The organism is Pseudomonas sp. SDO55104_S430, assembly GCF_054070595.1.
Genome location: NZ_JBSVXG010000008.1, coordinates 1 through 24,036 on the forward strand (window position 1 = coordinate 1; position 24,036 = coordinate 24,036).

Sequence of the window (24,036 nt, forward strand, 5' to 3'; positions counted from 1 at the left end):
TGCTGCTGGTTTCCGGGTTGGTCAGGGCGTCGTCGACGTTGGCCTTGAGCGAGATCTTCTTGCCGGCACGGATGCCTTCGTCAGCGGTGATCACCACTTTCGAACGGCAGTCGATGATGCGACCAGCCAGGGCTTCCGGCGAGAAGCCACCGAACACTACCGAGTGAATCGCACCGATCCGGGTACAGGCCAGCATGGCGACCACAGCTTCGGGGATCATCGGCATATAGATAGTCACCACGTCGCCGCGGTGCACGTCCTGGCCACGCAGGGCGTTGGCGAACTTGCAGACTTGTTCGTGCAGTTCGCGGTAGGTGATGTTGCGGCTTTCGGAAGGGTCATCGCCTTCCCAGATAATGGCGACCTGATCGCCACGCTCGGCCAGGTGACGGTCCAGGCAGTTGTAGGAAACGTTCAGGGTGCCATCGGCGAACCACTTGATATCGACATGGTGATCGTCGAAAGAGGTTTGCTTGACCGTGGTGAAAGGCTTGATCCAGTCGAGACGCTTGGCTTGCTCGCGCCAGAAACCGTCCGGGTTGACGACCGACTGCTGGTACATGGCCTTGTAGGTCGCCTCGTCAGTCAGCGTATTGGCCAGAACCTCGGGACGAACGGGATACAGAGAAGCCGCACTCATCTTTCTTACCTCGGTGGAATAGTCTTGTTTGTTGAATGTTGCACTGATTAATCGTGTTCAGTTCGTAGCAATAAGGTATCTATAGGGTGTAGGAAATCCCCACCTGCACGGTCCTCGGCGCCCCCGGATAGGCGTAAACGTTGCCGAACGCGCCCTCCTCGTAATCCTCATCACCCAGGTTCTTCACATCCAGGTTCAGCCGGATCTTCTCGTTGACCTTGTAGTAACTCAACAGATCGACAACGGTGTAACTGCCCATCGAAAACGCCGTATTGGCCGTCTGCCCCGCACGTTCATCGACGTACTTCACGCCAGTCCCAAGTCCCAGCCCTTTCAAAGCACCATCCTGAAACTCGTAGACGTTGAGCAGGCTGAAGCTGTTCTGCGGGATGTTCATCAGGCGCGTGCCGGACTTGATGACGTTGTCCTTGGTCACCTCGGCATCGACGTACGCGTAGCCACCAATCACTCGCCACTGCGGGGTCAGGTTGCCGGCGACGTTCAGGTCGAAGCCACGGCTGCGCACTTCACCGGCCGCGACGCTGAAGGTCGAGTCAACCGGGTCGGTGGTCAGCACGTTACGCTTTTCGATCTGGTAGATCGCCGCGTCGACGCTGAGTTGGCTGTCCAGCGCTTCCCACTTGACGCCCAGCTCCCAGGACTTGCCCTTCTCCGGATCGAACCCGCCACCCTCGCGGCTGGCGCCGGTGTTGGGCTTGAGCGAGCGAGCGGTATCGGCGTAGACCGCCACGGTGTCGGTCAGGTCATAGGTGAGGCCGAGACGCGGAGTCACCGCGTTGTCACTGGCCTGCCAGCTTCTGCCACCCGGGACGAAGGTTTCGTAGTCATGTTCGAAACGTTCGAAGCGTGCGCCGGCCAGCAGTTTGAGGCGCTCGGTCAATTCGACCTGATCCTGGATGAAGGCCGCGTAGGTCTTGAGGTTTTCCTTGTCGTCGGTCGGCGTGCGGGTCAGGGCCGGACGCGGCTGGCCGTACACCGGATCGAAGATGTCGATCGGGTAGGCACTCACCGCGCCGCTGGAACGCTGGATGATCGACTTGTAGTCGTAGTCCTCGTATTCGACACCGGTCAGCAGGGTGTGATTGAAACCGCCCGCGGAGAAATGGCCGGTGAGGTTGAGCTGAGTGTCCTTGTCCGTCCATTCCAGCTTGCGGTAGTTGAAGTTGCGGCCCAGGGTGCGGCCGTCTGCCGCGACTCCGTTGCCTTCGACCGCATTGCCCTGCAGCGTGCCGTCGAGCCACTGGAAGCCACCGCCCAGGGTCCAGTTGTCACTGAGGAAATGCTCAAAACGCAGCTGGGCCATGTTGTTGTCGTTGTGCAATTTGCCGACGTCTTTTTCGCCCCAGAAGGTGTCGCGAGACGCGGTGCCGATCTGGTTGGGGTAGCGAGTGAGGCCGCGATCCAGCGGGTGATTGTTGCGCATGAAATCACCCTCGAAGATCACCTTGGTGTCCTCGGTGGCCTGCCAGCTCAGCACCGGGGTTACGCCGTAACGCTCGGTTTCGACATGATCGCGGAAGGTGTCGCCGCCCTCGCCCACGACATTCAGGCGATAGGCCAGGCGGCCTTCTTCGTCCAGCGGACCGCTGGCATCCAGGGTGCCGCGCTGCATGCCCTGATCGTCGAGCTGGCTGCCCAGGGTCACCGTGGGTTTCGCCAGCGGTTGCTTGGAGATGACGTTGAAGGTACCGCCCGGATCGCCACGGCCATAGAGCATGGTCGCCGGCCCGCGCAGCACTTCGAGGCGTTCGATGGTGTTGGCATCCGGCATGTTCGGATAGCCGCGGTTGATCGGGAAGCCGTTGCGATAGAACTCACCGGTGGTGAAGCCGCGAACGGTAAAGGTGGTCAGCCCCTGGCCACCGAAATTGTTGGCCCGCCCCACGCCACCGGCGTAATCGAGGGCGTCCTGCAATCGGGTGGCGCTGATGTCTTCGACCACATCCTTGGGCACCACGGTGATGGACTGCGGTGTTTCATGGATCGAGGTGTCGGTGCGTGTCGCGCTCGCCGAACGGGTCGCGCGGTAGCCTTGTACCGGACCTTGCGGCAGCTCTTCAAACATGCCATTGATGTTGAGCGCTTGGAGTTCTAGAGTCCCACCATTATTAGTTGACTGTTCAGCCCATGTAAGTTGGAAGATAGCCTGAATTACACACACAGATAAAAGAGTTCGACGCATGAACATATCCTTTGAGAAATTACCGAGCACACAACGAGCCGACTGGAACTAAATTGATGCTATCAATTCCCATTCTCATTAGGCAACTTCTATATTACTTAATCAAAAAAATAATGCGCGATGGTCAAATTATTAAAGGCACAGGTGTGCCAACGAAAATACTTCGTTCACTGTCTGATAACGCCTTATGTTTTTAGCTGGCAGAAGTTTAGATGGTCAAAATATCGCGCGAACTCTCTTTAAATGCGTAAGTGCTCTTGGCTACAACCACGTGCGCGCAAAACCTAAATCTGCGCGGCGCCCTGTGCTGTCCGAGGTACACTGGAGCCAATCAGGCCCAGTTGTCTGACGCTACAAGCATGGAGGTGATTAGATATGCCGAACAAGGCTTCTTCACTTCATAAAACCGCATTGTTTTTGATGACAACTGAGCCCAAATGAATACCCTAATAAAGTTATGCGGCCGTCCACTGCAAGTTCCTCCCCCATCAGCGATGCAGCAACTTGCGCAAAGGAACACCATCCTTGAGTACCGGGGATTTTATAACGATGTAACTAAAGTACTTGGCGATACCGATATTCTTATCCAATAGCGCCTCCATCACTTCTTGGTAGTGCGGAATACTTCGGGTCATGAAACGAGCCAGATAATCGTAGCCGCCGCTGATCAAGTGACACTCGAGCACCTCATCAACTAAGCGAATATTGGACTCAAACTTGGCGAAATCTTCGCGTTTGTGGTCGTGCAGCGTGATTTCTGTAAAAACCGTCACCGACTCAGTGATCTTGGCCAGGTTGAGGTGTGCGTTGTACCCGGAAATATACCCGGCAGACTCGAGCCGCTTGACACGCTGTAGACAAGGGCTGGCCGATAGGCCTACCGCATCGGCAAGACTGACATTGGTAATGCGGCCATCTTTCTGCAGCTCTACCAGAATATTGATGTCAATCCTGTCAAGCTTGATTAAACCTTCCATCGCATACCTCGTGATTGTTCTATGCAATCATTCTGTCAGTATCAACGCCTGAGAGATTGTTGATGCTGCGTTACCAGATCCGCCATGCTGTCTATGTAAAAGTCCGCCGGACTCTTTGTACGGGGCTCGCTGCAACCACGTTGGATCAGGCACAAACCACCTGCCGAAGACACGTCAGCTGAACCGCATACCAGCAGAATCTCCTTTGGATCAAGGCCATTCGCCGATAGCCACGCTTGATCCTCCAGCGGTTTGCTGCTGAGTGACAGAAAATCTTCAGATGTGATTCCCAATCGTTCACAGAATGCCTCGCGATCCGCGTCATCACGATTCCCGTATATCATCAGCCGGTAAAACTTGCGCAGGTACAACATCGCGCCTGGTGCGTCCTCATAAAGTGACCAGTCGCTAACGGAACGGGCGAACCTCATGCCCTCCTCCCAACTGCTCTCGAGTCCCAGGCGCTCAGCCAATTGGCGATGTGCAAGACATTGCAAGCCACTGAACCCCAATTTGGAGAACAGCGGATTGAGCCCGCGTATCACCTGATCATAGTCAGCCAACACCTGTTCTCTAGTCAGTGTATCTGGATAATTCTCGAGCAGTGGCTGCAAGGCCGTCCAGATGCCAGAGTTGCGATCGAACAGTACCTCATCGCAATCAATCAGCAGCGCGCGGTAGTCAGTCAGTTCCATGGCTTGAAGCCTCCCATGAATGTATTTCATGAATGGATACTCGTTGAAATGCTCGGTCGGCAACCCTCTCCCTGAATCGAAATGTGCCGACCGAGATCAGACATCAGCTCAAAACGCGTGATAACGCCCCTTCGAGAATGTCCAACGCTTCGTCGACCTGCGTCTCTTCGGCTACCAGAGGCGCCAGGAAACGCAGTACGTTGCGGTAAACACCACACTTGATCACCAGCAGGCCACCTTTACGAGCCTCATCAATCAATTGCTGGTTCAACTCCGGATCCGGACTGCTGGCAGCATCGTCTTTGACCAGCTCAATCGCCAGCATGAAACCGGTACCGCGCACGTCACCAATCTGGGGAAAGCGAGCCTGCAAACGCAGGAGACCGTTATGCAAACGTTCGCCCAGCTTCTTGCTGCGTGCCAGCAATTGCTCCTGCTCGTAGGTCTCGATCACCGCCAACGCAGCCGCGCAAGCCAGCGCGTTGCCGCCGTATGTACCGCCCAGTCCACCTGGAGCTGGGGCATCCATGATGTCAGCGCGACCAACCACACCCGAGATCGGCATTCCGGCCGCAAGGCTCTTGGCTACGGTGACCAGGTCCGGCTGAATTCCGGAATGCTGAAAACCGAACCATGTGCCGGTACGGCCGAAGCCAGTCTGCACTTCATCCGCGATCAACACGATGCCATGCTGTTCGGTCAACGCTCTCAACGCCTGGAGGAATTCGGGCGGTGCGGTAAGGAAGCCACCGTCGCCCTGAACCGGCTCAATGATGATTGCGGCTACCCGCTCGGGCGACACCTGCGTGGCAAACAAGTCATTGAGTGCCTGCAGCGCCATTTCGCTGGTGAAGCCGCGATAAGCATTCGGATAAGGAGTATGAAATACCTCGGGTGCCACGCCGAAATTCTGCTTGTAGGGCTGGCTCATACCGGTCAGGGTCGTGCCAAGCAACGTCCGGCCGTGGAAACCACCACGAAAGGAGATAACAGCCGGACGCTTGGTGTGAGCACGGGCAATCTTGACGGCGTTCTCCACGGCTTCCGCACCCGAGGTGAAAAGTGCGGCCTTGTGTGCAATGCCGCTCGAGCCACTAACGAGTGAGCACAAACGCTGAACCAGATCCAGATAAGGTTGGTAGGCAACCACTTGGAAACAGGCATGGGTGACCTTCTGCATCTGCGCCTGCACCGCCGCTACAACCTTCGGGTGATTGTGGCCGATATTCATTACACCGATGCCACCGACGAAGTCCAGGTAACGCTTACCACTCACATCCCATACCTCGGCCCCCAAGGCTCGGTCGATGACCAGTGGGTGAGCAGTGACCAACCCGCGTGGCACGAACTGGTCACGCTGCTGGAGCAGATAAGGGGTTTCTTCGCATTTGCTATTCATGGCATCTCCCATAGTGAGCCAGGCAACCAGGCGGCGGCTGCGATGTGTCCTAGGTTAAGCCTTTGACGCAATGCTCTAAGCCGAACTTGCCCGCTGAGAAATTCAGATCGACTGTTTTCACTACAGAAAACGGCAGAATCCATCAGGCGCTGATGGCTCCATGCATTCTGCCAATTTACGACGCAATACAACCGCACAGATAAATTCAAACCAGGCATTTCGACCGATTCTGCTCCGCTGTTCGGGCATGCTCCATTCTTCGCTCATGAGAGGAAACGCCCATGACCCTGCTCTACAAAGCCGACCCTGTGCGCGGCGAGCACTGGAAAACCCTGTTCGCTGAACGGGCACCGGATATTGAATGGCGCGCCTGGCCAGAGCTCGGCGATCCGCGAGATATTCGCTACCTGGCGGCCTGGCAGGCCCCGGACGATCTGGAAAAGTTACTGCCAAACCTGCAAGTGCTGTTCGCGCTATCGGCTGGCGTCGATCAGCTCGACCTGGGCCGTTTGCCCGCGAGTTTGCCGGTGGTGCGCTTGCTTGATCCTGGAATTACCCAAGGCATGTGCGAATACGCCAGTTTCGCTGTGCTCAGCGTGCATCGGGATATGCTGCGCTATCGTCAGCAACAGGCCGAAAAAAGCTGGCAAGCCCATCGACTGCTACCCGCATCCAAACGCCGCGTCGGGATCATGGGGCTGGGCTTGCAAGCCCGGCAGATACTCGCGACTTTGCAACCGTATGGATTCAAATTGTCTGGATGGGCGCGCAGCCGGCATTGCATACCCGGCGTAGACTGCTTTGCCGGGGCGGAGCAGTTGCCGGCATTCCTTAGTCAATGCGACATCCTGATCTGCGCCCTGCCCCTCACCGAACAGACTGAAGGGATGCTTAACAGTCATCTATTCCAGTACTTGCCCAAAGGTGCCGCGCTGGTCAATGTGGGTCGAGGCAGGCACCTGATTGAAGAAGATCTGCTGGAGGCGCTGGATAGCGGTCAGCTCAGTGCAGCGGTGCTGGACGTATTATGCGAAGAGCCGGCGCGGCCCGAGCATCCATTCTGGCAGCACCCGAGAATTCTGCTGACCCCGCATATCGCCGCAATGACTCAGCCGGAAAGCGCGTTTGATGTGCTGCTGGACAATATCCGCCGACATCAGCGTGGCGATCCCATGCTCGGGGAAGTTGACCGTAAACAGGGCTACTAGCCCTGTTTCCAGAATACGTGTCTCGATCGAGATGGAGCGTTGTCCCCAGCTAAAGCCAGGACGGGTTTCAACGCGTTGTTGGGACCCAAGGACTTACTGGCTGAACCCTTGAATAGACGGTGCCTGCAGGTCAAGAGGATAAAATGCATCGTAACGCCTCACGATGCGATAGATGACGCCCTCTCGTTCAAGATCGGAGAGAATCCCATCGAGGCGTTTTTTGAAGGTGTCCTTATATGGATAGGCCGATGTATTGATACGGGTGTAACCCAGGTACCCCTCCTCACCCGAGAGCCACGGCCCTTCGACTATCCAGTTGAGAGACTCTTGTTCAAACACGCCGTCGCGGCGCATTTGCTCCAGCTCCCAAAGAACGGCTCGGCGGTCATTGATGTAGGCATCCAGTCTTCCACGATAGAGCATCGCCAGGTTGGTGCGGTTGTCCTTGGAATAGATCTGTCGCAGCTCGCCCTTGGCCAGCATGCTCTGGTAATCCTGATCGACGATGTTTATGAACCCCCTGTTCTGGCCGATGCGTAAACCGCCGTAGGCTTGCGGAAAGCGTTCCTGCTCTAGCGTCCGGGCAACCTCGGTGCGCATAAACACAACCAGCGTCTCCCGCACGATGGGGCGTGAGTAATCCATCCATGGTCGCTCGTCGGGACGGCGATATGGCGGATAAAGGGCCAAGGCGCGCCCCTGCGACAATTCGCTCAGGCCTCGCGCCCAGGGCATAGGCCGAATATGCACGCGATAGTCCGGCATCCGAGTAAAGGCCATGCGCAGAATATCGGTGTAGATCCCCTTCGCCTCGTCGCCCTCAGCGTAACTGTAGGGTGGGTATCCGGCGTCGCACAGAATGACCACATCTATCGGCGCGCTCGCCCAGCCCTTGGCGTGCCAAACGCAAGCCAAAAGCAAGATCGACAATCTAGTCACGGCAACCTTCCGGCCAAGAAAAAAGCCCGCAGTGTGAGCGGGCAAAAGGGTGATGCGCGATTTTTTAACCGGTCTAGAGTGCCTCGACAATCGCCTTGCCGACATCTTGGGTCGAGCCTTGTCCGCCCAGATCCGGGGTGATTGGCCCCTCTGCGATAACCTGCTCAATGGCTTTGAGAATGCCGTCATGGGCGGCACGGTAGCGCTCATCGCCCTGCCCGAGGAAGTCCAGCATCAGCGCGCCGGACCAGATCATGGCGATCGGATTGGCGATGTTGCGGCCGAAGATGTCCGGGGCCGAGCCGTGCACCGGCTCAAATAACGACGGGAACCGGCGCTCGGGATCGATGTTGGCCGAGGGAGCGATTCCGATGGTGCCGGCGCAGGCCGGCCCGAGATCAGAAAGGATATCGCCGAACAGGTTCGAAGCCACGACTACATCGAAACGATCCGGCTGCAGTACGAAACGCGCGCAGAGAATGTCGATGTGCTGCTTGTCCCAGCTAACATCCGGGTAATGCTCGGCCATCAGCGCAGTGCGCTCGTCCCAGTAGGGCATGCTGATGGAAATGCCATTGGACTTGGTCGCAGCGGTCAAATGCTTACGCGGCCGGGTCTGTGCCAGGTCGAAGGCGAACTTGAGAATCCGGTCCACACCGCGTCGGGTGAACACCGACTCTTGCAGCACGAATTCATGTTCGCTGCCTTCGAACATCTTGCCGCCTACCGAGGAGTATTCGCCCTCGGTGTTTTCGCGAATCACCACGAAATCGATATCACCAGGCTTGCGACCAGCCAACGGACATGGAACGCCGGGAAACAGGCGAACAGGGCGGATGTTCACATACTGGTCAAAATCGCGACGGAACTTGAGCAGCGATCCCCAAAGGGAAATATGATCCGGTACTTTGTCTGGCCAGCCCACCGCACCGAAGTAGATGGCATCGAAGCCTTTGAGTTGTTCGAACCAATCGGTGGGCATCATTTGCCCGTGTTCCAGGTAGTAATCGCAGTGAGCCCAGTCGAGCACTTCGATGCTCAAGTCCAGATCCCACTTGCGCGCTGCCTGCTCCAGCACCCGCAACCCCTCGGGCAGTACTTCCTTGCCGATACCATCGCCAGCAATGGCGGCGATTTTGAATGTCTTGCTCATGTCATTACCTTCGCGGATTCGCGTCAATCAAGCCTGTACAAAGAGGAGTCGCCTTATAGTCCACCGATATGGAATGCTTTGACTTCCAGGTACTCGTCCAGACCGTATTTGGAGCCCTCACGCCCCAGGCCAGACTGCTTGACGCCGCCAAAGGGGGCTACTTCCATGGAAATCAACCCGGTATTGAGGCCGATCATGCCGAACTCGAGCGCCTCACCGAAGCGCCACGAGCGGCGCAGGTCCTGGGTGAAGAAATAGGCACCCAGGCCATAAGGTGTGGCATTGGCCAGTGACAGCGCTTCTTCTTCAGTGCTGAAGCGCATCAGCGGTGCGACCGGGCCGAAGGTTTCTTCGTTAGCCAGCAACATCCCGGCATGGGCGTCGGCAAGCACCGTCGGCTGGACGAACTGGTCGTTCCCTGTGGGAATGGCGCCACAGAGCAAGCGAGCACCATTGCCCAGAGCATCATCAATATGCCGGGCGACCTTGCTAACCGCTGCTGAATTGATCAACGGGCCAATGGTTACGTCAGCCTCCAGGCCATTACCGACCCTGAGCTTGCCCACCTCCTCCACCAGCCGCTGAGCGAAACGCTCGTAGATCCCGTCCTGCACGAGGATCCGGTTAGCGCAGACGCAAGTCTGTCCTGCGTTCCGGAATTTGCTTTGCATGATGCCGCTCACTGCCTGTTCCAGATCCGCATCGTCAAACACGACGAAGGGCGCGTTCCCGCCCAGCTCCAGACTGAGACGTTTGATCTGATCGGCACTCTGACGCATCAACAAGCTGCCCACGGCGGTCGAGCCTGTGAAGGAAATCTTGCGCACTGTAGGGTTACTGGTCAGCTCTTCGCCAATGCCCTTGGGCATGCCAGTTACAACGTTGAACACCCCGGCCGGGATACCGACTCGCTCGGCCAGCACCGCGAGCGCCAGAGCTGAAAGCGGCGTCAGGTCCGACGGCTTGACGATGACCGGACAGCCGGCAGCCAGGGCCGGTGCGCATTTGCGAGTGATCATCGCGTTGGGGAAATTCCACGGCGTGATTGCAGCGCAGACGCCAACCGGCTGCTTGAGGGTCAGCAGGCGACGGTCGCCGCTGGGAGCAGGAATGGTCTCGCCATAAACCCGCCGTGCTTCCTCGGCAAACCATTTGACGAAGCTGGCACCATAACGGATCTCTCCCTTGGCTTCGTTGAGAGGCTTGCCCTGCTCGCAGGTCATGATCAACGCAAGGTCGTCGAGGTTATCGAGCATGGCTTGATACCAGCGCTCCAATAGCGCCGCGCGCTCCGCTGCAGGTCGGGCGCGCCAGGCTGGCCAGGCGCGCTCGGCAGCTTCGATGGCCAGACGAGTTTGCGCGCCTTGCATGGCCGGAACCCGGGCCAGGCATTCGCCCGTGGCGGGATCGATGATATCCAGGGTGGCGGCGTTATCGGCACCCACCCACTGGCCGTTGATGTACGCGAGTTCTGCCAGAAGGCTGGGGTCTTGCAAACGATTCTTGAGCATGATCGAGTCCTGTTCCGAGACAGCCTTCAGTCTATTCAGACGCCGCAGGCCAGGATGCTGAAAGTATCGCGGCTGCAGCGTTGGCTGCTGAATATAAGCTGATGGCAGCAGGCTCTACCGAGGCGGATGCCATGGCTGATCAAAAGAGCGAATGCACTCGCACGATGCCAGCGAGCACGAACTCGGGTTCAGACGTTGAAGTGACCGACCCTCCCACTCAACTCGTTGGCGAGGCTTGCAAGTTCCTGGCTGGAAACCCGGGTCTGCCGAGCTCCAGCAGATGTACGAGCGCACACATCACGTATATTCAAAAGATTGCTATCGACCTCGCGGGCGACCTGCGATTGCTCCTCGGTAGCGCTGGCAATACTTAAATTGCGCGCGTTGATCTGCCCGATAGCCTCGACAATGGAATTGAGTGCAGTGCCCGCTGCGCGCGCTAGGCCTAAAGTGTCGCGGGTTTTTTCATTGCTGCTGTGCATGGCGCTCAGGGCACTACGGCTGCCTTGTTGTACCGAGCCGATGATGGTTTCTATTTCCAGAGTGGAGGCCTGGGTCCTTCGAGCCAATGCCCGCACCTCATCGGCCACCACGGCGAAACCGCGGCCGCTTTCTCCCGCCCGGGCCGCCTCGATCGCGGCATTCAACGCCAGCAGATTGGTTTGTTCGGCGATGCCTCGAATCACATCCAGCACCGAGCCGATATCTCCTATCCGGGCTGCCAGGCTCTGCAGCGCATCAGCCGTATGAGCCATATCGCCCGTCAACGACTCGATGGCACCGACAGTCCGGATGACACTGTCTTCGCCCTGTCGAGCACTTTGATCGGCTGCCTGGGACACCTGGGAGGCCGAAGCAGCATTACGCGCTACTTCTTCGATGGCGCAGGTCAACTCGGTAACGGCTGTAACGGCTTGGTCGAGCTCCTCGCTCTGGCGTTGCAATCCCTGACTGGCGTCTTCGGTCACAGTGCTCAATGCCTGGGAAGTCGAACTCAGCTGTTCGGCTGAGCTCACCACCTGAGTGACGGTACCTCGCAGGTCCGTTTGCATGCACTGCAGCGCCTGCAGCAAACGTGCAGCTTCATCTTTGCCGCTGATATCGAGTGCTTGTGTCAGATCACCCTTGGCGATTCGCTCCGCCGCTACCATGGCCATACCCAGCTGGTCGAGCAGACGCAGTACGATCAGGATGGCTAAAGTGCCGCCAGCCAATAGCAGCGACAGCAAACCGATAGACATCCACAGAGTGTCTTGGCGATAGCTGTCGCGCCTCGCGGTCAGCGCGTCACCAAGCTTCGTCAAGGCGTTATCTGCGAGTGACTGAAGCGCGCCGATGGGCCGATCATACGCAGCCAGGTAATCCGTGACCGGATAGCTCAGTTTCACGCCGTAGCCGCCATCGGCAGATAGATCCATTTCGACGGCCGCGACCAATTGCTTGTCCGTCAATGCCAGGACCTGTTCGATCTGGGCGCGCAACGCCGCCAGTGGTGCTTGCAGCACCGACGCAAGTGCAGGATCGGTGGCACCAGCCTTGGTGAAGGCCCGACTCATCCTGTCGAGGCTGGACTGAGCCTGGGCGGTGAGCCCCATCAATGCACCTTGTTGTTCAGGCATGATTCGCCCCTGCGCGAGGTACAGGCCACCGAAACCGCGCAATTGACCGACCAGCTCGGCGGTCTGCGGCATCTCGATCAGCGCGGCGTACATCAACGAGTAGGTCTCCAGCATCGGATCCAGCGCCAGCTCGAAATGATCAAGCAGGGCATCCTCAATCAGCAAAATAGAGGCGATCAGTTGCGAATGCAGTTGCAGACTTTGCCTGGCCTTGATCGAGTCTTTATCGACCTGATCGGAGAGCGCTTGCCATTGTTCACGTACCTGACGCCAGGCGGTCAGGAGATCCGGTTTGACCTGGGCTGTCTGCAGCGCCAGCTCACTTGCCTCGAAGGCACGCTTTAGCTCCGCTCGCTTGACCAGGCGCGGCTGCTGCAGTGAATCGGCACCGCCGAGCACTGCCGCGACCAGATCGCGATGTTGCTGGGTCAGCGCAACCAGATGCAAAAGCGCGTTTACCGGCGCAAGTCCCTGCACTTCCCGATCTGCCTGGCGCCCCGTCTGCAGCGCGCCAAGCACATGTAGGGTGCTTGGCACTGCAATCAGGGCAATAACAAGTAGACCGAGCAAGACAAACTTGGTGGAGAAGGAAAGACGCTCGAGGGCTTTCATGGACGGACTCCCGTAGTGTTGTCGGAGACTCGCGAGAGTCCCGCTTTTTTGGGTTATTCGGTCAAGGTGTAGCTTTGGGCACGCGCACGCACTCTTGCTCAGGCGAACATGCGACTGACCATCCAAGGGGTATCATCGTGAAGGGTAATCATGCGAAATGGCCCTTTCGGATTCGCAAGGGCCACACGAGAGTCTGACGTTATAGCCTCAGCGAGCCCAGCAGCCCATCGAGAAAGCGCTCTGCGGCCTGCATCTGGCTCAACGCGACGAATTCATCGGGCTTGTGTGCCTGCTCGATCGAACCCGGCCCGCAGACCACCACCGGTACATTCAGGCGCTGGCTGAACAAGCCACCCTCAGTGCCGAAGGAAACTTTTGCGCTGCCGGTATCCGCAGGTGCGAAGTTCTTCAGTAACCGCACAGCTTCCACGCTGGGATGGGTATCCAGGCCGGGATAAACGTTCAAAGTCTCGATTTCGATGTTGGCAGCGCCGGACAACAGCTTGGCCTCACGAACGATCTGCTCGGCCTGTTCTTGCATCTGCGCAAGAAACTGGTCCAGGTCGTCGGCAGGCAGATTGCGCACTTCGAAATCCAGGCTGCACAGGTTCGGCACGATATTCAGCGCCTTGCCCCCTGTGATCTGCCCGACGTGTACGGTGCTGTAGGGTACGTCGTAATCTGCATCATGCGCGCCGTGCTGTTGCAGGCGTCGTTGGCCCTCGCGCAACGTGGCGATAAAGTCGCAAGCCAGATGAATGGCATTGATCGACCGGGGGGCCAGAGAAGAGTGGGCTTCCTGCCCCCGGCACAAAGCGCGGTAGGACCCCTTGCCCTTGTGCCCGAGCACGAACTGCATATTGGTGGGCTCGCCGACGATACACAGCATCGGTCGCAAGGGAGCCAGGTGCAGCACATCGAGTAGCCGGCGTACGCCGACGCAGCCGATTTCCTCGTCATGGGACAGCGCCAGTTGCAACGGGCGGCTCAACGAGCAGTCAGCTGCTTCGAGCATGGCGTCGATCGCCAAGGCAATAAAGCCCTTCATATCGCAGCTGCCTCGGCCATAGATCCGCTGGTCCTTCAGCGTCGCCTGAAACGCTGGCACGCTCCAGGCCTGGCCAGCGGCAGGAACCACATCGGTGTGTCCGGACAACAGCACGCCCGGCAGATCGCGCGGGCCAACGCTGGCGAACAGGTTGGCCTTGCGGCCGCTTTCGTCCTTGACGATCAACGACTCGATGCCTTTGGTCGCCAGCAGCGTGCGGACATATTCGATCAGCGCAAGGTTCGATTCCGAGGAAACGGTCTCGAAGGCGATCAATCGCTTGAGTATTTCCAGCGCCCGCCCTCTCATGATGCTTTGCTCCTCGGCTCAACCGAACGGGCGAATCGACTGATGTGAAAGGGAGTGATAGGGGTACTGGTGCTACCGGTGCTGATCAGCTCCGCCATCACATCACCGACGCCAGGCCCGAGCTGGAAACCGTGGCCGCTGAAGCCGAAGGCGTAATAAAGGCCGTCTACCTGGCCACTTGGCCCCATCACCGGCAAGGAATCCGCGACGTAGCCCTCAATCCCGCTCCAGGTACGAATGATGTTCAGGTTGGCCATCTGCGGCGAAAGCCTGCGCATCTGCTGCAACTGCTTGAGAACACTCTGCGGATCGAAGTGAGCGCGGCGGTTGAGCATATCCGGCTGGGTGTGGTGACAACCGCCAATGATGATATTGCCGCGAGGAATCTGACGGAAGTAAAGCACTTCTTCGGGATGCTTGGTGTACACACCGATCACCGTTTTCAGCGCGTAGGGCACCGGCTCGGTGACCGACATCTGCGGCCCCTTGGCGATCATTGGCACAGGCTCCCCGAATTGAGACGAAAGCTTCTCGCCCCAGGCGCCCGCCGTGATCAGCAACTGCCCGGCGCGGTATTGGCGGCCATCGGTGGTATCCACCAGGAACTGCCCACCGACTTTCTGGATATGCGTCACCTCGGTGCGTTCCTCGATCCGCGCGCCTGCACGCCGTGCGGCGCGGGCAAAGGCCGGTGCGGCGAGACGCGGGTTGGCGTGGCCATCGTGCGGCGCATGGGAACCGCCCTTGACCTCCGGCCCGAGAAACGGGAAGCGCTCATGCAGCTCACGACCTCGATAGATTTTCAGATCCAGTTCCCGCGCTTCGGGGGCAGCCGCATAGGTCTCCAACTCGGCGATTTGCTCCTCGTGGTAGCACACTCGCATCTGACCGCTGGCGATGAACTCCAGATCGTCGTCAATCAACTGTGGGAGACGCTTCCACAGCGCGAAGGAGCGGTTGGCCAGTTCCAGTTGGCCGAGGAAACGGCCTTGGCGACGCACGTTGCCGAAATTCACCCCGCTGGCGTACTGGCCGATCATGTCCCGTTCCAGAAGCACCACCGAGCGCCCGCGCTGACGCAGGAAAAAAGCCGAAGCCGCGCCCATCAAGCCGCCGCCGACGATCAGTACATCGATTTGTTCAACGCTCACCGCGACACCTCTTCGACTAGCCTGATTTCCTCGATCTGCATCGGCAGCGGCTTGACCGGTGCCTGACCGCGCTGACGACCGACACGTTCGACACACACGCCAGCCGCCGCGGCGATCACCTCGGCGCCGGCCTGCGAACAGTAGCGACCTTGGCAGCGACCCATGCCAACCCGGCTGAAGGCCTTGGCACGATTGACCTCGCAGGCGCCCTTCTCGCGCACCGCGTCGCGCAACTCGCCGGCGGTAATCATCTCGCAACGGCAGACGATCGCGTCGTCAGGCAACGTCCTGGCCTGCGTCGCAGGCCAGGGAAAGGCTTGGTAGAGGCCCAGGCTGAACTGTTCCATCGCCGCCAAGGCACATCGCTGGCGGGACAGTGCATCGGTGCATACGGGTTGCCGCAGATCCTGCAACAACGCCATGGCAGCCAGGCGTCCGGCGTGTTCGGCGGCGTCAGCGCCGCGGATTCGCGTACCATCGCCAGCGGCGTACACCCCCTCGACCGAGGTGCGACCGTCTTCATCGGTATCCAGCACCCACTGTTGGGAAGGCTCATGAAAGCGCATACGGCAACCGGCGAGGTCGGCCAACTGGGTTTCCGGGCGCAGGTGATATCCAAGGGCGACAGCATCGCAGTCGATCTGCAGGTTTTCGCCGTGTGCAGTGCGCACGCGTACTGCACTGACGCCTGTGCTCGCTTCGCCCACCAGTTGCTGCGGCTCGACACCCAGACGCACCGGAATACCCGCCAGAAAGAGTCTGGTCAGTAACTGCAGACCGGTGAACAACATCCTTGGTCGAGCCAGCAGTTTGGGCAAGGCGAATATGCGCTTGCGCAGCGGCGAAGTGTCGAGCACCGCGGCTACCTGTGCGCCGGCCTTGAGGTACTGGCTGGCGACCAGGTAAAGCAGCGGCCCGCTGCCCATGAACACCACGCGGCGGCCGATGGCAACCGCCTGCGCCTTCAGGGCGATCTGCGCACCGCCCAGGCTATAACAGCCCGCCAACTGCCAGCCGGCGACCGGCATCAAACGGTCGGTGGCCCCCGTGCAGAGGATGAGCGCATCGTACTCAACCGTCGTGTGCTTGCCTTGGCTGACGCAGCACAGTTCCCAAGGGCTCATGCTCCATACCAATGTATCGGGCCGATAATCGATCTGCCCGCGCAAGCGGTCGAAGCTGTCGTGCAGAGCTTTGGCTTTGTCCGCCTCGCTACCGTACAGAGCGGGATAGTCGCGAACGAAAGCCTCTGGTTGTCGACGATAGATCTGGCCGCCGTCGCGGCGATTCTCGTCCAGCACAATCGGCCTGATCCCTGCTGCCACAAGGGTTTCGGCGCAACGCGTGCCGGCCGGGCCGGCACCGACAATCACGACGCGCACATCATCCTTTTCAAGACCTTTCAGCCGCGCAATGGCCATGTAGCCTCCGGTTGTATGGTTACGATATCCAGCCCTTCGCGGACCTCGTTGGAGCAAGCACGCAGACGCTCGCCGCCGCGGGTCCAGACCCAGCAGTCCTGGCAAGCACCCATCAGGCAGAAGCCGGCGCGTCGACCCGGATCGAATTCTGACTGGCGCAGGGCCGACACCCGGGTCAATAACGCAACCATCAGGGTGTCGCCCTCCAACGCCTCGAGGGGTTCGCCATCGACCATCAAGCTGACCCTTGCCCGCTGCTTTTCGGCCAAACGTACGAAACGCGCGTTCATGCGTAGGTCCCCACTAATTTCATGCTGTTTGATCCTTGCTGTGCCATGAGCAGTTCGGCACTGTCGTGATGGCACAGGACCTCGCTACCGCCGGCGATGCTTCGTCGTGGCGGCGCGCTGCGATTGCAGAGCCCATCAATGCGCACCGGACAACGGTTAAGAAACGGGCACAGGTGCGTGGTTGTGTCGAGCGCGCCGATCGACGGCAGGTCGCCGTGAGAGGCATTGCAGCCTTCCAACCAACCCTGGCGCAGCTCCGGCACCGAATTGATCAACAGGTCGGTATAGGGATGGAATGGCACCTGGACGAACGACTCACAGTCTCCTGCCTCAATCTTGTGACCGCTGTACATCACCACGATGTCGTCACAGAGCGCGCGGACGGTCGAGATGTCGTGGCTGATGAAGAGGTAGGAAACACCCAGATCGCGACGCAGGTCACGCAACAGTTCGAGGATCGCCGCGCCTACCACGGTATCCAGTGCCGAGGTCACTTCGTCACAGAGGATCAGATCCGGCTCTGCGGCGAGCGCTCGCGCCAGGTTGACTCGCTGTTTCTGCCCGCCGGACAACTCGCCAGGGCGGCGCTGCGCGATGCTTGCCGGCAGTTGCACCAACGCCAGCAGCTCTGCTACTCGACGCTGACGTTGCGCGCCCTTCATCCCGTGGTAGAACCGCAACGGCCGGCCCAGGATCTCTTCGATGCTGTGGCGAGGATTCAGCGCAGTATCGGCATTCTGGAATACGAACTGTACACGTCGGAACTGCTCGCGGGTGCGACCGGCCAGGGTTTTGCTGAGCGGTTGGCCGTCCAGCAGGATCCGCCCGGCTGACGGCTCCGCCAAGCCGGCGATTGCCTGAGCCAGCGTGGTTTTTCCCGATCCCGACTCGCCGATCACACCGACTGCCGAACCTCTACGAACCTGCAGATCAACATCCTGCAGGACCTTTTTGACGCCATAGCAAATCTCCAGGCCACGGACGTCGAGCAGCACATCATTACCCGAAGGGGCCTCCCCCTGATCAGCCGTGTCACGTGTCGCCGACGGCTTCATCGCAGAGAGCAGGCTTCGGGTATAGGGGTGTTCGGGTTCTCTAAGTATCTGCTCGGTGCTGCTGTGTTCCTGAATCTGACCATTGCGCAGCACCACGATCCGGTCGGCCATCTGCGCCACGACCGCCAGATCGTGCGAAACGTATACGGCTGTTGTGCCTAACTCACGAACCACCTGCTTGAAAGCCCGCAACACTTCGATCTGGGTGGTGACGTCCAGCGCCGTGGTCGGCTCGTCGAGGATTACCAATGCCGGATCGGTGATAAGCGCCATCGCCGCCATCAACCTTTGCAACTGACCTCCCGAGACCTGATGCGGATAACGCGCACCTATTCCCTCAGGGTCCGGCAACGCCAACGCCCGAAACAACCCGACGGCCTTGGCTTGCGCCTCGTGCCTTGGCAGCGTGCCGTGGATTAATGCGCTTTCAATCACTTGATCCATAATGCACTTGGACGGATTGAATGCCGCCGCCGCGCTCTGTGCGATATAAGCCACAGTGCGCCCGCGCAACTTTGCAAGTTCGGCATTCGACAATTTGAGTACATCCACATCGCCGATACGTACCGAGCCGCCTACGATGCAGCAGCCACTGCGGGCGTAACCCATCAATGACAACGCAATGGTGCTCTTGCCGGAACCGGACTCACCGATCAGCGCCAGTACCTCGCCCTTGTTCAAGCTGAAATCCGCGCCGTGTACGATAGGTACGTCGACGCCCTCTTCATTGCGTGCGGCCACACGCAGGCCACTTACCCTGACGATTTCGTTCATTTCACTTCTCCGTCCCGCGCGTGGATCGCCCGCCGAAGCTGTCGATGAGCAAGTTGACCCCCATGGTCAGGGTGGCGATTGCCAGCGCCGGCACCAATACGGCCGGAGCACCCTCCTCCAGGCCCTGGATGTTTTCTCGCACCAGAGAGCCCCAGTCCGCGTCCGGCGGTTGTATGCCCAGCCCAAGGAAACTCATCGCACTCAGTAGCAGCACCACGTACACAAAGCGCAGACCAAAATCGGTCAGCACCGGACGAAGCATGTTCGGCAGTACTTCGATGAAGATGATGTACGGCATGGCCTCACCTCGAGTGCGAGCAACCCGGACGAAGTCCATGGTCATGACGTTGACCGCAACCGCTCTTGCAATGCGGAAGGATCCCGGCATATAGGCAAATGCGGCCATGAACAGCAGCAACGGTACGGAGGAGCCAAACGAGGCCACCATCAACAGCGCGAAAATCTTGTTTGGGATGGAGATCAACGCATCTTCGGTTCGGCTTATGAGTGCGTCGACCCAACCACCGGAGGCAGCCGCCACCAGCCCAAGCACCACTCCTGCCGTGCAGGCGAGAACGGTCGCCGCCAACGCTACGCCGATGGTGTAGGGTGCGCCATGCAATAACCGGCTAAGGATGTCCCGACCCAGGTAGTCGGTACCCAACGGAAACTGCCGGCTGAGCGGGCCAAAGAAGCCTTCGCTGGCCATCGCGTTGGCATCGTAGGGTGCCAACATCGGGCCGGCGATGGCCATCAGCGCCCAGAAGCTCACGATGAGTAGGCCTATGAAGCCGCCCAGAGTCAGCTTGAGCCGACGACGATGAGGGAGTGCAACGGTCTGTTTCAGTCCATCCTGATTGATGCCGTTTCCTGCACCCGGCTTTGGGGGAGTCATATCAAGTTTCATTTGCGCAGCCTCGGGTTGGACAGAATTGCACAGAGGTCGGCCAGCAGTACCAGCACCAGGAAACCCAGGCAGAACAACATTACGCACGCCTGGACCAGCGGCATGTCACGAGTGACTACACCGTTTACCATCAGGGTCGCGATACCCGGGTAGTTGAAGATCGACTCGACGATGACGACACCACCCAGCAGGTACGAAAGGCTGAGTGCGATGGCATTGGCGATCGGTCCGATTGCATTGGGCAGCGCATGGCGAAGCACCACCCGTATCGGTCGCGCGCCCTTGAGCACCGCCATTTCGACATAGGGACTGCTCAATTGGTCGATCAGCGCAGCCCGCGTCATACGTGCCATCTGCGCTACCAGGACACAGCACAGAGTCAGCACAGGCATTGCGTAGACGCGCACCAGCTGCCCGAAGGACTCGACCTCAACGTCACGTGACAGGGCCGACAGCCAGCCCAGCTTGACCGCAAAGATCAGTACTGCGACGGTGGCAATCAGAAACTCCGGTACGGAGACGGCGAAAACCGCGAGCATGTTGCTGTAGCGGTCAAAGATTGAGCCACGGTACATCGCTGACAAAATGCCGATCGTCAGGGCCAACGGCACCGAGACCAGCGCCGCGATCGATGCCAGGCGCAGGGTGTTGGGCAGACGGCTCGCGATCATTTCGTCGACCGGCATGCCATTGACCAAAGAAACCCCGGGATTGCCGGTAATCAATCCGCCCAGCCAATGCACGTACCTCAAGTACACAGGTTGGTCCAGGCCTAACAACGTCCGCATTGCTGCCACCGCTTCCGGTGTTGCGTCTTGACCTAACTGTTCCTGAACCGCGTCACCCGGCAACAGGCTGGTGAGAAAAAACACCACAAGCGACACGATAAGCAGCGTAAGCACGCCTACAGCCAGTCGACTGGAAACCAGGCGCACAATAGTGCTGTTCATAATGGATACCTTCACTTAATGACGACGCCTGCATCGACCCGCAGGCGCGCCTTGGTTATCGAGCTATCGTTGCGTTAGTCGCTCAGGCATCCAGCCATACGTGCTCGGCAAACATGTAACCCATCAATCCACCGAGTGGATGAGGAACCAGACCTTTCAACTTGACATTGTGTCCATCCAGACTGCTGGTGAATTGCGGGATACCGATCCCGCATTTTTCGTGTACCAGCACCTGCATATCGGCATACATCTGCTTGCGTTTGGCATCGTCGGTCTCTCCACGTGCAGCCACCAGCAACTGGTCGAATTGCTCGTTTTTCCATCCCGACTCGTTCATGCTGGCGCTGGACTGGAAAAACAGGCTGAACATCAAGTCAGCGGTTGGACGTGCACCGATGTTTCCGAAACCCAGTGGATGCTTCATCCAGTGATTGGACCAGTAGCCGTCTGCCGGCACCCGCTTGATGTCGAACTTGAGTCCGATCTGCTGAGCTGAAAGCTGCAATAACTGGGCGATGTCCAACGAGCCGGTGGCAGCTTCGGAGGCGACCAAAGGCAAGGTGCGACCGGCCATGCCGGACTTCTGCAAGTGGAACTTGGCTTTCTCCGGGTCGAACTGGCGCTGCGGCAGACCGGCGAAGTAGTAGCGGTTACTCGAGGCGATTGGCTGGTCATTGGCAATGGCGCCGTAACCACGAAAGGCGGCACGATTGATCTGTTTACGGTCCAGCAGATACTTCATCGCCAAGACGAAGTCCGGATTCTGGCCAGGGCCTAATTCATCGCGCATCACCAGATTGGTATAACCACCGGTTCGGGACTCCATCAGCGCCACCTTGGTACTCTCCAGGATGCGCGAAGTCGAGCGAGGGTTGACCGGGTTGATGAGGTCCACGTCGCCGGCGAGCAAGGCACTGATCCGCGCAGCCTCGTCCGGGATCGAGAAAAACTCGATTTCGTCCAGGTAAGGCAGCCCCGGCTTCCAGTAGCTATCGTTGCGTGCGCCGATCGAGCGCACGCCCGGCTGGAACTCCTTGCATTTGAAAGGACCGGTCCCGTTAGCAGTAGTGAAATCAGTGGTCCCGTCACGCACGATGAGAAAATGCGTAGTGGCGAGAATGGCCGGCAGGTCGGCGTTCGGGCTGGTCAAACGGATCAGCACCTCATCCGGGCCGGTGGCTTTCACTTCATCCAACTGTTGCGCGGTGGTCAGCGCTTTGGAGCCGACCTGCGGGTTCTTGTGACGATTCAGCGAATAGACAACATCAGCTGAGGTGAACGGCTTACCGTCGTGAAAGACGACATCCTTGCGCAACTTGATTGTCCATGAAGTTGCGTCAGTGGTATCAAACGATTCCGCCAGGGCCATGCGCGGCACCAGTGCATCGTCCAACGTTGTCAGGCCGTTATAGAACATGTTGTGGCGGCAGTAGTCGGTGTAGTTGGAGCCCTTTGCCGGGTCCAGCGTGTCGGCAGTCGAGCTGGTCGAACTGGCGACCTTGATGCGGCCGCCCCGCTTGCCTTTACCCGTCGCGCCGGCTGTCGCGCCAGCCTCGGCAGCGAACAACTTGCCGGCCTGGCCGAACAGACTGCTGGCACCTGCGACGGCCACCCCGGCCATGCCCAGCATACGCAACGCATCACGGCGTGACATGCCCCGATTGAGTCCCTCGAAGACACGCAGGCTTTGTTCGCCGGTGATCAGTGGGGAATCTGTTTTATTCTTGTTGTCAGTCATATCGGTTCTACCTGTCGATAATGAGAAGGCTCAAATGCTCACGGTCGAGCCTGAGCGACCTGTTAACGCAAACGACGGTCAAGCAACAAACCCAGTAGTTCGAGCAACGATGTCCGTGCACGGCGTTGCACGCGGACACCAAACAGCCTCAATGCAAATAATCCTGCAGCCGGTAATAGAGGCCCACTGCCGGCAAGAACCAGGGCTTGCCGAAATGCCCGGGAATCGCCGGCCAATCCAGTTCACCCCAAGGGTTGGCGTCGGCCTTGCCGTCCATGACCTCGGCCATGACCTGGCCCATATGCACCGACATTTGCACTCCGTGGCCGCTATAGCCCATGGAGTGATAGACGCCTCCATGTTGACCGGCGCGTGGCAGGCGGTCGGAGGTCATATCAACCAATCCGCCCCAGCAGTAGTCGATCTTTACTTGGGCCAACTGCGGAAACATTTGCACCATCGCCGCGTGTAGGATCTTGCCGCTCTTGGCGTCGGAGTTTCCCCCGGACATCGCGAAGCGGGCCCGACCACCGAACAGCAGGCGGTTGTCCGGGGTAATCCGGAAGTAATTGCCGATCATGCGGCTGGTGACGTATGAACGCTGTTGCGGCAACAGGCGTTCGATCAATGTCTTGGGCAGTACCTCGGTGGCCACGATGAAGCTGCCCACCGGTACTATTCGACGACGGTACCAACCGAGGCCGCCGTGCTGGCTTGCGCCCGTGGCCATCAGTACTTGCCCAGCGTGCAGGCTGCCTCGGCTGGTATCGACCCTATAGCCACCGGCCTCGGCCTTCCAGCCCTGCACGGTGGTCTGCTGGTAGATAAGTGCACCGTGCCGCGCTGCCACTTCAGCCAGACCGACGCCGAAGCGGCCCACATGCATCTGCACGCCGTTACGCTGGAGAAGGCCACCATGAAACTGGGCCGAGTCGACTTCGGCTCGGGCCTGCTCCGCGGACAGCAGCTCGACCTCGGCGTCTACCTCACGACGGATGATCTCGCATGTCCGCGCCAATCCCTCGTAATGCTGGGGTTTGGCGGCCAGCTTGAGCTTGCCGCTACGCCGCATATCGCACGCGATCCCCTCCTCCTTTACCAGTGTGACCACACTCTTGACCGCGCTTTCATACGCACGGTAATAGGCGCGGGCCTGCTCGGCTCCGAGACTGGCGACCAGGCTGCCGTAATCCTGGGCAACACCGGTGTTGCAATGCCCACCGTTACGCCCAGACGCCTCGCCGACCACCCGGCCGGCCTCCAGCACCGCTACGCTTGCTCCCTTAAGGGCCAGCGCCCGGGCCGCCGATAGACCGGTAAAACCGCCGCCGACGACTACAACGTCGACTCGCGCCGGCAGCGCGCCAGTCTGAGCCCCGGTGAAGACCGGTGCGGTATCGAGCCAGTAAGATTCACTGTGCATGTGCACCCCTTGCG

19 protein-coding genes and 1 pseudogene are annotated in these 24,036 nt (G+C 59.1%); 1 reads left to right on the forward strand and 19 read right to left on the reverse strand.

Annotated elements, in window-relative coordinates; genetic code table 11:
* From ACW9JE_RS02545 to gabT, 5 genes are all read right to left on the reverse strand, one after another.
* Positions 1-640, reverse strand: a 640-nt coding sequence (locus ACW9JE_RS02545) for an AMP-binding protein (RefSeq protein ID WP_457431771.1), incomplete at its 3' end; no start/stop codon positions are given.
* A gap of 79 nt (positions 641-719) precedes the next feature.
* Complete coding sequence (locus ACW9JE_RS02550) at positions 720-2,843, reverse strand: TonB-dependent siderophore receptor (protein WP_457431772.1); 2,124 nt, start codon at positions 2,841-2,843, stop codon at positions 720-722.
* A 488-nt stretch (positions 2,844-3,331) separates the two neighbouring features.
* The gene (locus ACW9JE_RS02555) at positions 3,332-3,820 is read right to left on the reverse strand and encodes an Lrp/AsnC family transcriptional regulator (protein ID WP_457431773.1); all 489 of its coding nucleotides are present in this window, start codon (positions 3,818-3,820) and stop codon (positions 3,332-3,334) included.
* A 41-nt stretch (positions 3,821-3,861) separates the two neighbouring features.
* A complete protein-coding gene (locus tag ACW9JE_RS02560) occupies positions 3,862-4,515 on the reverse strand; it encodes an HAD family hydrolase (RefSeq protein WP_457431829.1) in 654 nt (217 codons plus the stop codon).
* Positions 4,516-4,618: 103 nt separating this feature from the next.
* On the reverse strand, positions 4,619-5,914 hold the full coding sequence (gene gabT / locus ACW9JE_RS02565) for a 4-aminobutyrate--2-oxoglutarate transaminase (RefSeq protein ID WP_457431774.1): 1,296 nt from the start codon (positions 5,912-5,914) through the stop codon (positions 4,619-4,621).
* A 281-nt stretch (positions 5,915-6,195) separates the two neighbouring features.
* Between gabT and ACW9JE_RS02570 the strand changes: the two genes are divergently transcribed.
* Positions 6,196-7,122 (forward strand): 2-hydroxyacid dehydrogenase, encoded by a 927-nt coding sequence (locus ACW9JE_RS02570; protein WP_457431775.1) that lies wholly within the window; start codon positions 6,196-6,198, stop codon positions 7,120-7,122.
* Between the two features lie 93 nt (positions 7,123-7,215).
* Here ACW9JE_RS02570 and ACW9JE_RS02575 read toward each other — a convergent pair whose 3' ends face one another.
* The 14 genes and pseudogenes from ACW9JE_RS02575 to ACW9JE_RS02640 form a co-directional block, all read right to left on the reverse strand.
* Entirely contained in the window at positions 7,216-8,061 is an 846-nt protein-coding gene (locus ACW9JE_RS02575; protein ID WP_457431776.1) for a substrate-binding periplasmic protein, read from the reverse strand.
* 73 nt (positions 8,062-8,134) lie between these two features.
* Positions 8,135-9,214, reverse strand: a complete 1,080-nt coding sequence (locus tag ACW9JE_RS02580) for a tartrate dehydrogenase (protein WP_457431777.1) — start codon at positions 9,212-9,214, stop codon at positions 8,135-8,137.
* Between the two features lie 53 nt (positions 9,215-9,267).
* Positions 9,268-10,725 (reverse strand): NAD-dependent succinate-semialdehyde dehydrogenase, encoded by a 1,458-nt coding sequence (locus ACW9JE_RS02585; RefSeq protein WP_457431778.1) that lies wholly within the window; start codon positions 10,723-10,725, stop codon positions 9,268-9,270.
* A 188-nt stretch (positions 10,726-10,913) separates the two neighbouring features.
* Positions 10,914-11,777, reverse strand: a complete 864-nt coding sequence (locus tag ACW9JE_RS02590) for a methyl-accepting chemotaxis protein (RefSeq protein WP_457431830.1) — start codon at positions 11,775-11,777, stop codon at positions 10,914-10,916.
* A pseudogene (locus ACW9JE_RS02595) lies at positions 11,772-12,956 on the reverse strand (nitrate- and nitrite sensing domain-containing protein); the annotation flags it as partial. The pseudogene ACW9JE_RS02595 and the gene ACW9JE_RS02590, both read right to left, overlap by 6 nt.
* Before the next feature lie 199 nt (positions 12,957-13,155).
* Positions 13,156-14,313, reverse strand: a complete 1,158-nt coding sequence (gene argE, locus ACW9JE_RS02600) for an acetylornithine deacetylase (protein ID WP_457431779.1) — start codon at positions 14,311-14,313, stop codon at positions 13,156-13,158.
* Entirely contained in the window at positions 14,310-15,464 is a 1,155-nt protein-coding gene (locus ACW9JE_RS02605) for an NAD(P)/FAD-dependent oxidoreductase (protein WP_457431780.1), read from the reverse strand. Before ACW9JE_RS02605 ends, argE begins: the two co-directional genes overlap by 4 nt.
* Entirely contained in the window at positions 15,461-16,885 is a 1,425-nt protein-coding gene (locus ACW9JE_RS02610) for an FAD-dependent oxidoreductase (RefSeq protein ID WP_457431781.1), read from the reverse strand. Before ACW9JE_RS02610 ends, ACW9JE_RS02605 begins: the two co-directional genes overlap by 4 nt.
* The gene (locus ACW9JE_RS02615; RefSeq protein WP_457431782.1) at positions 16,867-17,175 is read right to left on the reverse strand and encodes a (2Fe-2S)-binding protein; all 309 of its coding nucleotides are present in this window, start codon (positions 17,173-17,175) and stop codon (positions 16,867-16,869) included. Before ACW9JE_RS02615 ends, ACW9JE_RS02610 begins: the two co-directional genes overlap by 19 nt.
* On the reverse strand, positions 17,172-19,004 hold the full coding sequence (locus ACW9JE_RS02620; RefSeq protein ID WP_457431783.1) for an ABC transporter ATP-binding protein: 1,833 nt from the start codon (positions 19,002-19,004) through the stop codon (positions 17,172-17,174). The genes ACW9JE_RS02615 and ACW9JE_RS02620 overlap by 4 nt, the downstream gene beginning before the upstream one ends.
* A 1-nt stretch (position 19,005) precedes the next feature.
* Positions 19,006-19,911 (reverse strand): ABC transporter permease, encoded by a 906-nt coding sequence (locus ACW9JE_RS02625; protein ID WP_457431784.1) that lies wholly within the window; start codon positions 19,909-19,911, stop codon positions 19,006-19,008.
* Positions 19,908-20,861, reverse strand: coding sequence for an ABC transporter permease (locus ACW9JE_RS02630; protein ID WP_457431785.1), 954 nt, complete (start codon positions 20,859-20,861; stop codon positions 19,908-19,910). Before ACW9JE_RS02630 ends, ACW9JE_RS02625 begins: the two co-directional genes overlap by 4 nt.
* Positions 20,862-20,943: 82 nt before the next feature.
* Positions 20,944-22,599, reverse strand: a complete 1,656-nt coding sequence (locus ACW9JE_RS02635; RefSeq protein WP_457431786.1) for an ABC transporter substrate-binding protein — start codon at positions 22,597-22,599, stop codon at positions 20,944-20,946.
* A gap of 148 nt (positions 22,600-22,747) precedes the next feature.
* A complete protein-coding gene (locus tag ACW9JE_RS02640) occupies positions 22,748-24,022 on the reverse strand; it encodes an NAD(P)/FAD-dependent oxidoreductase (RefSeq protein WP_457431787.1) in 1,275 nt (424 codons plus the stop codon).
* Between the last annotated feature and the right edge of the window lie 14 nt (positions 24,023-24,036).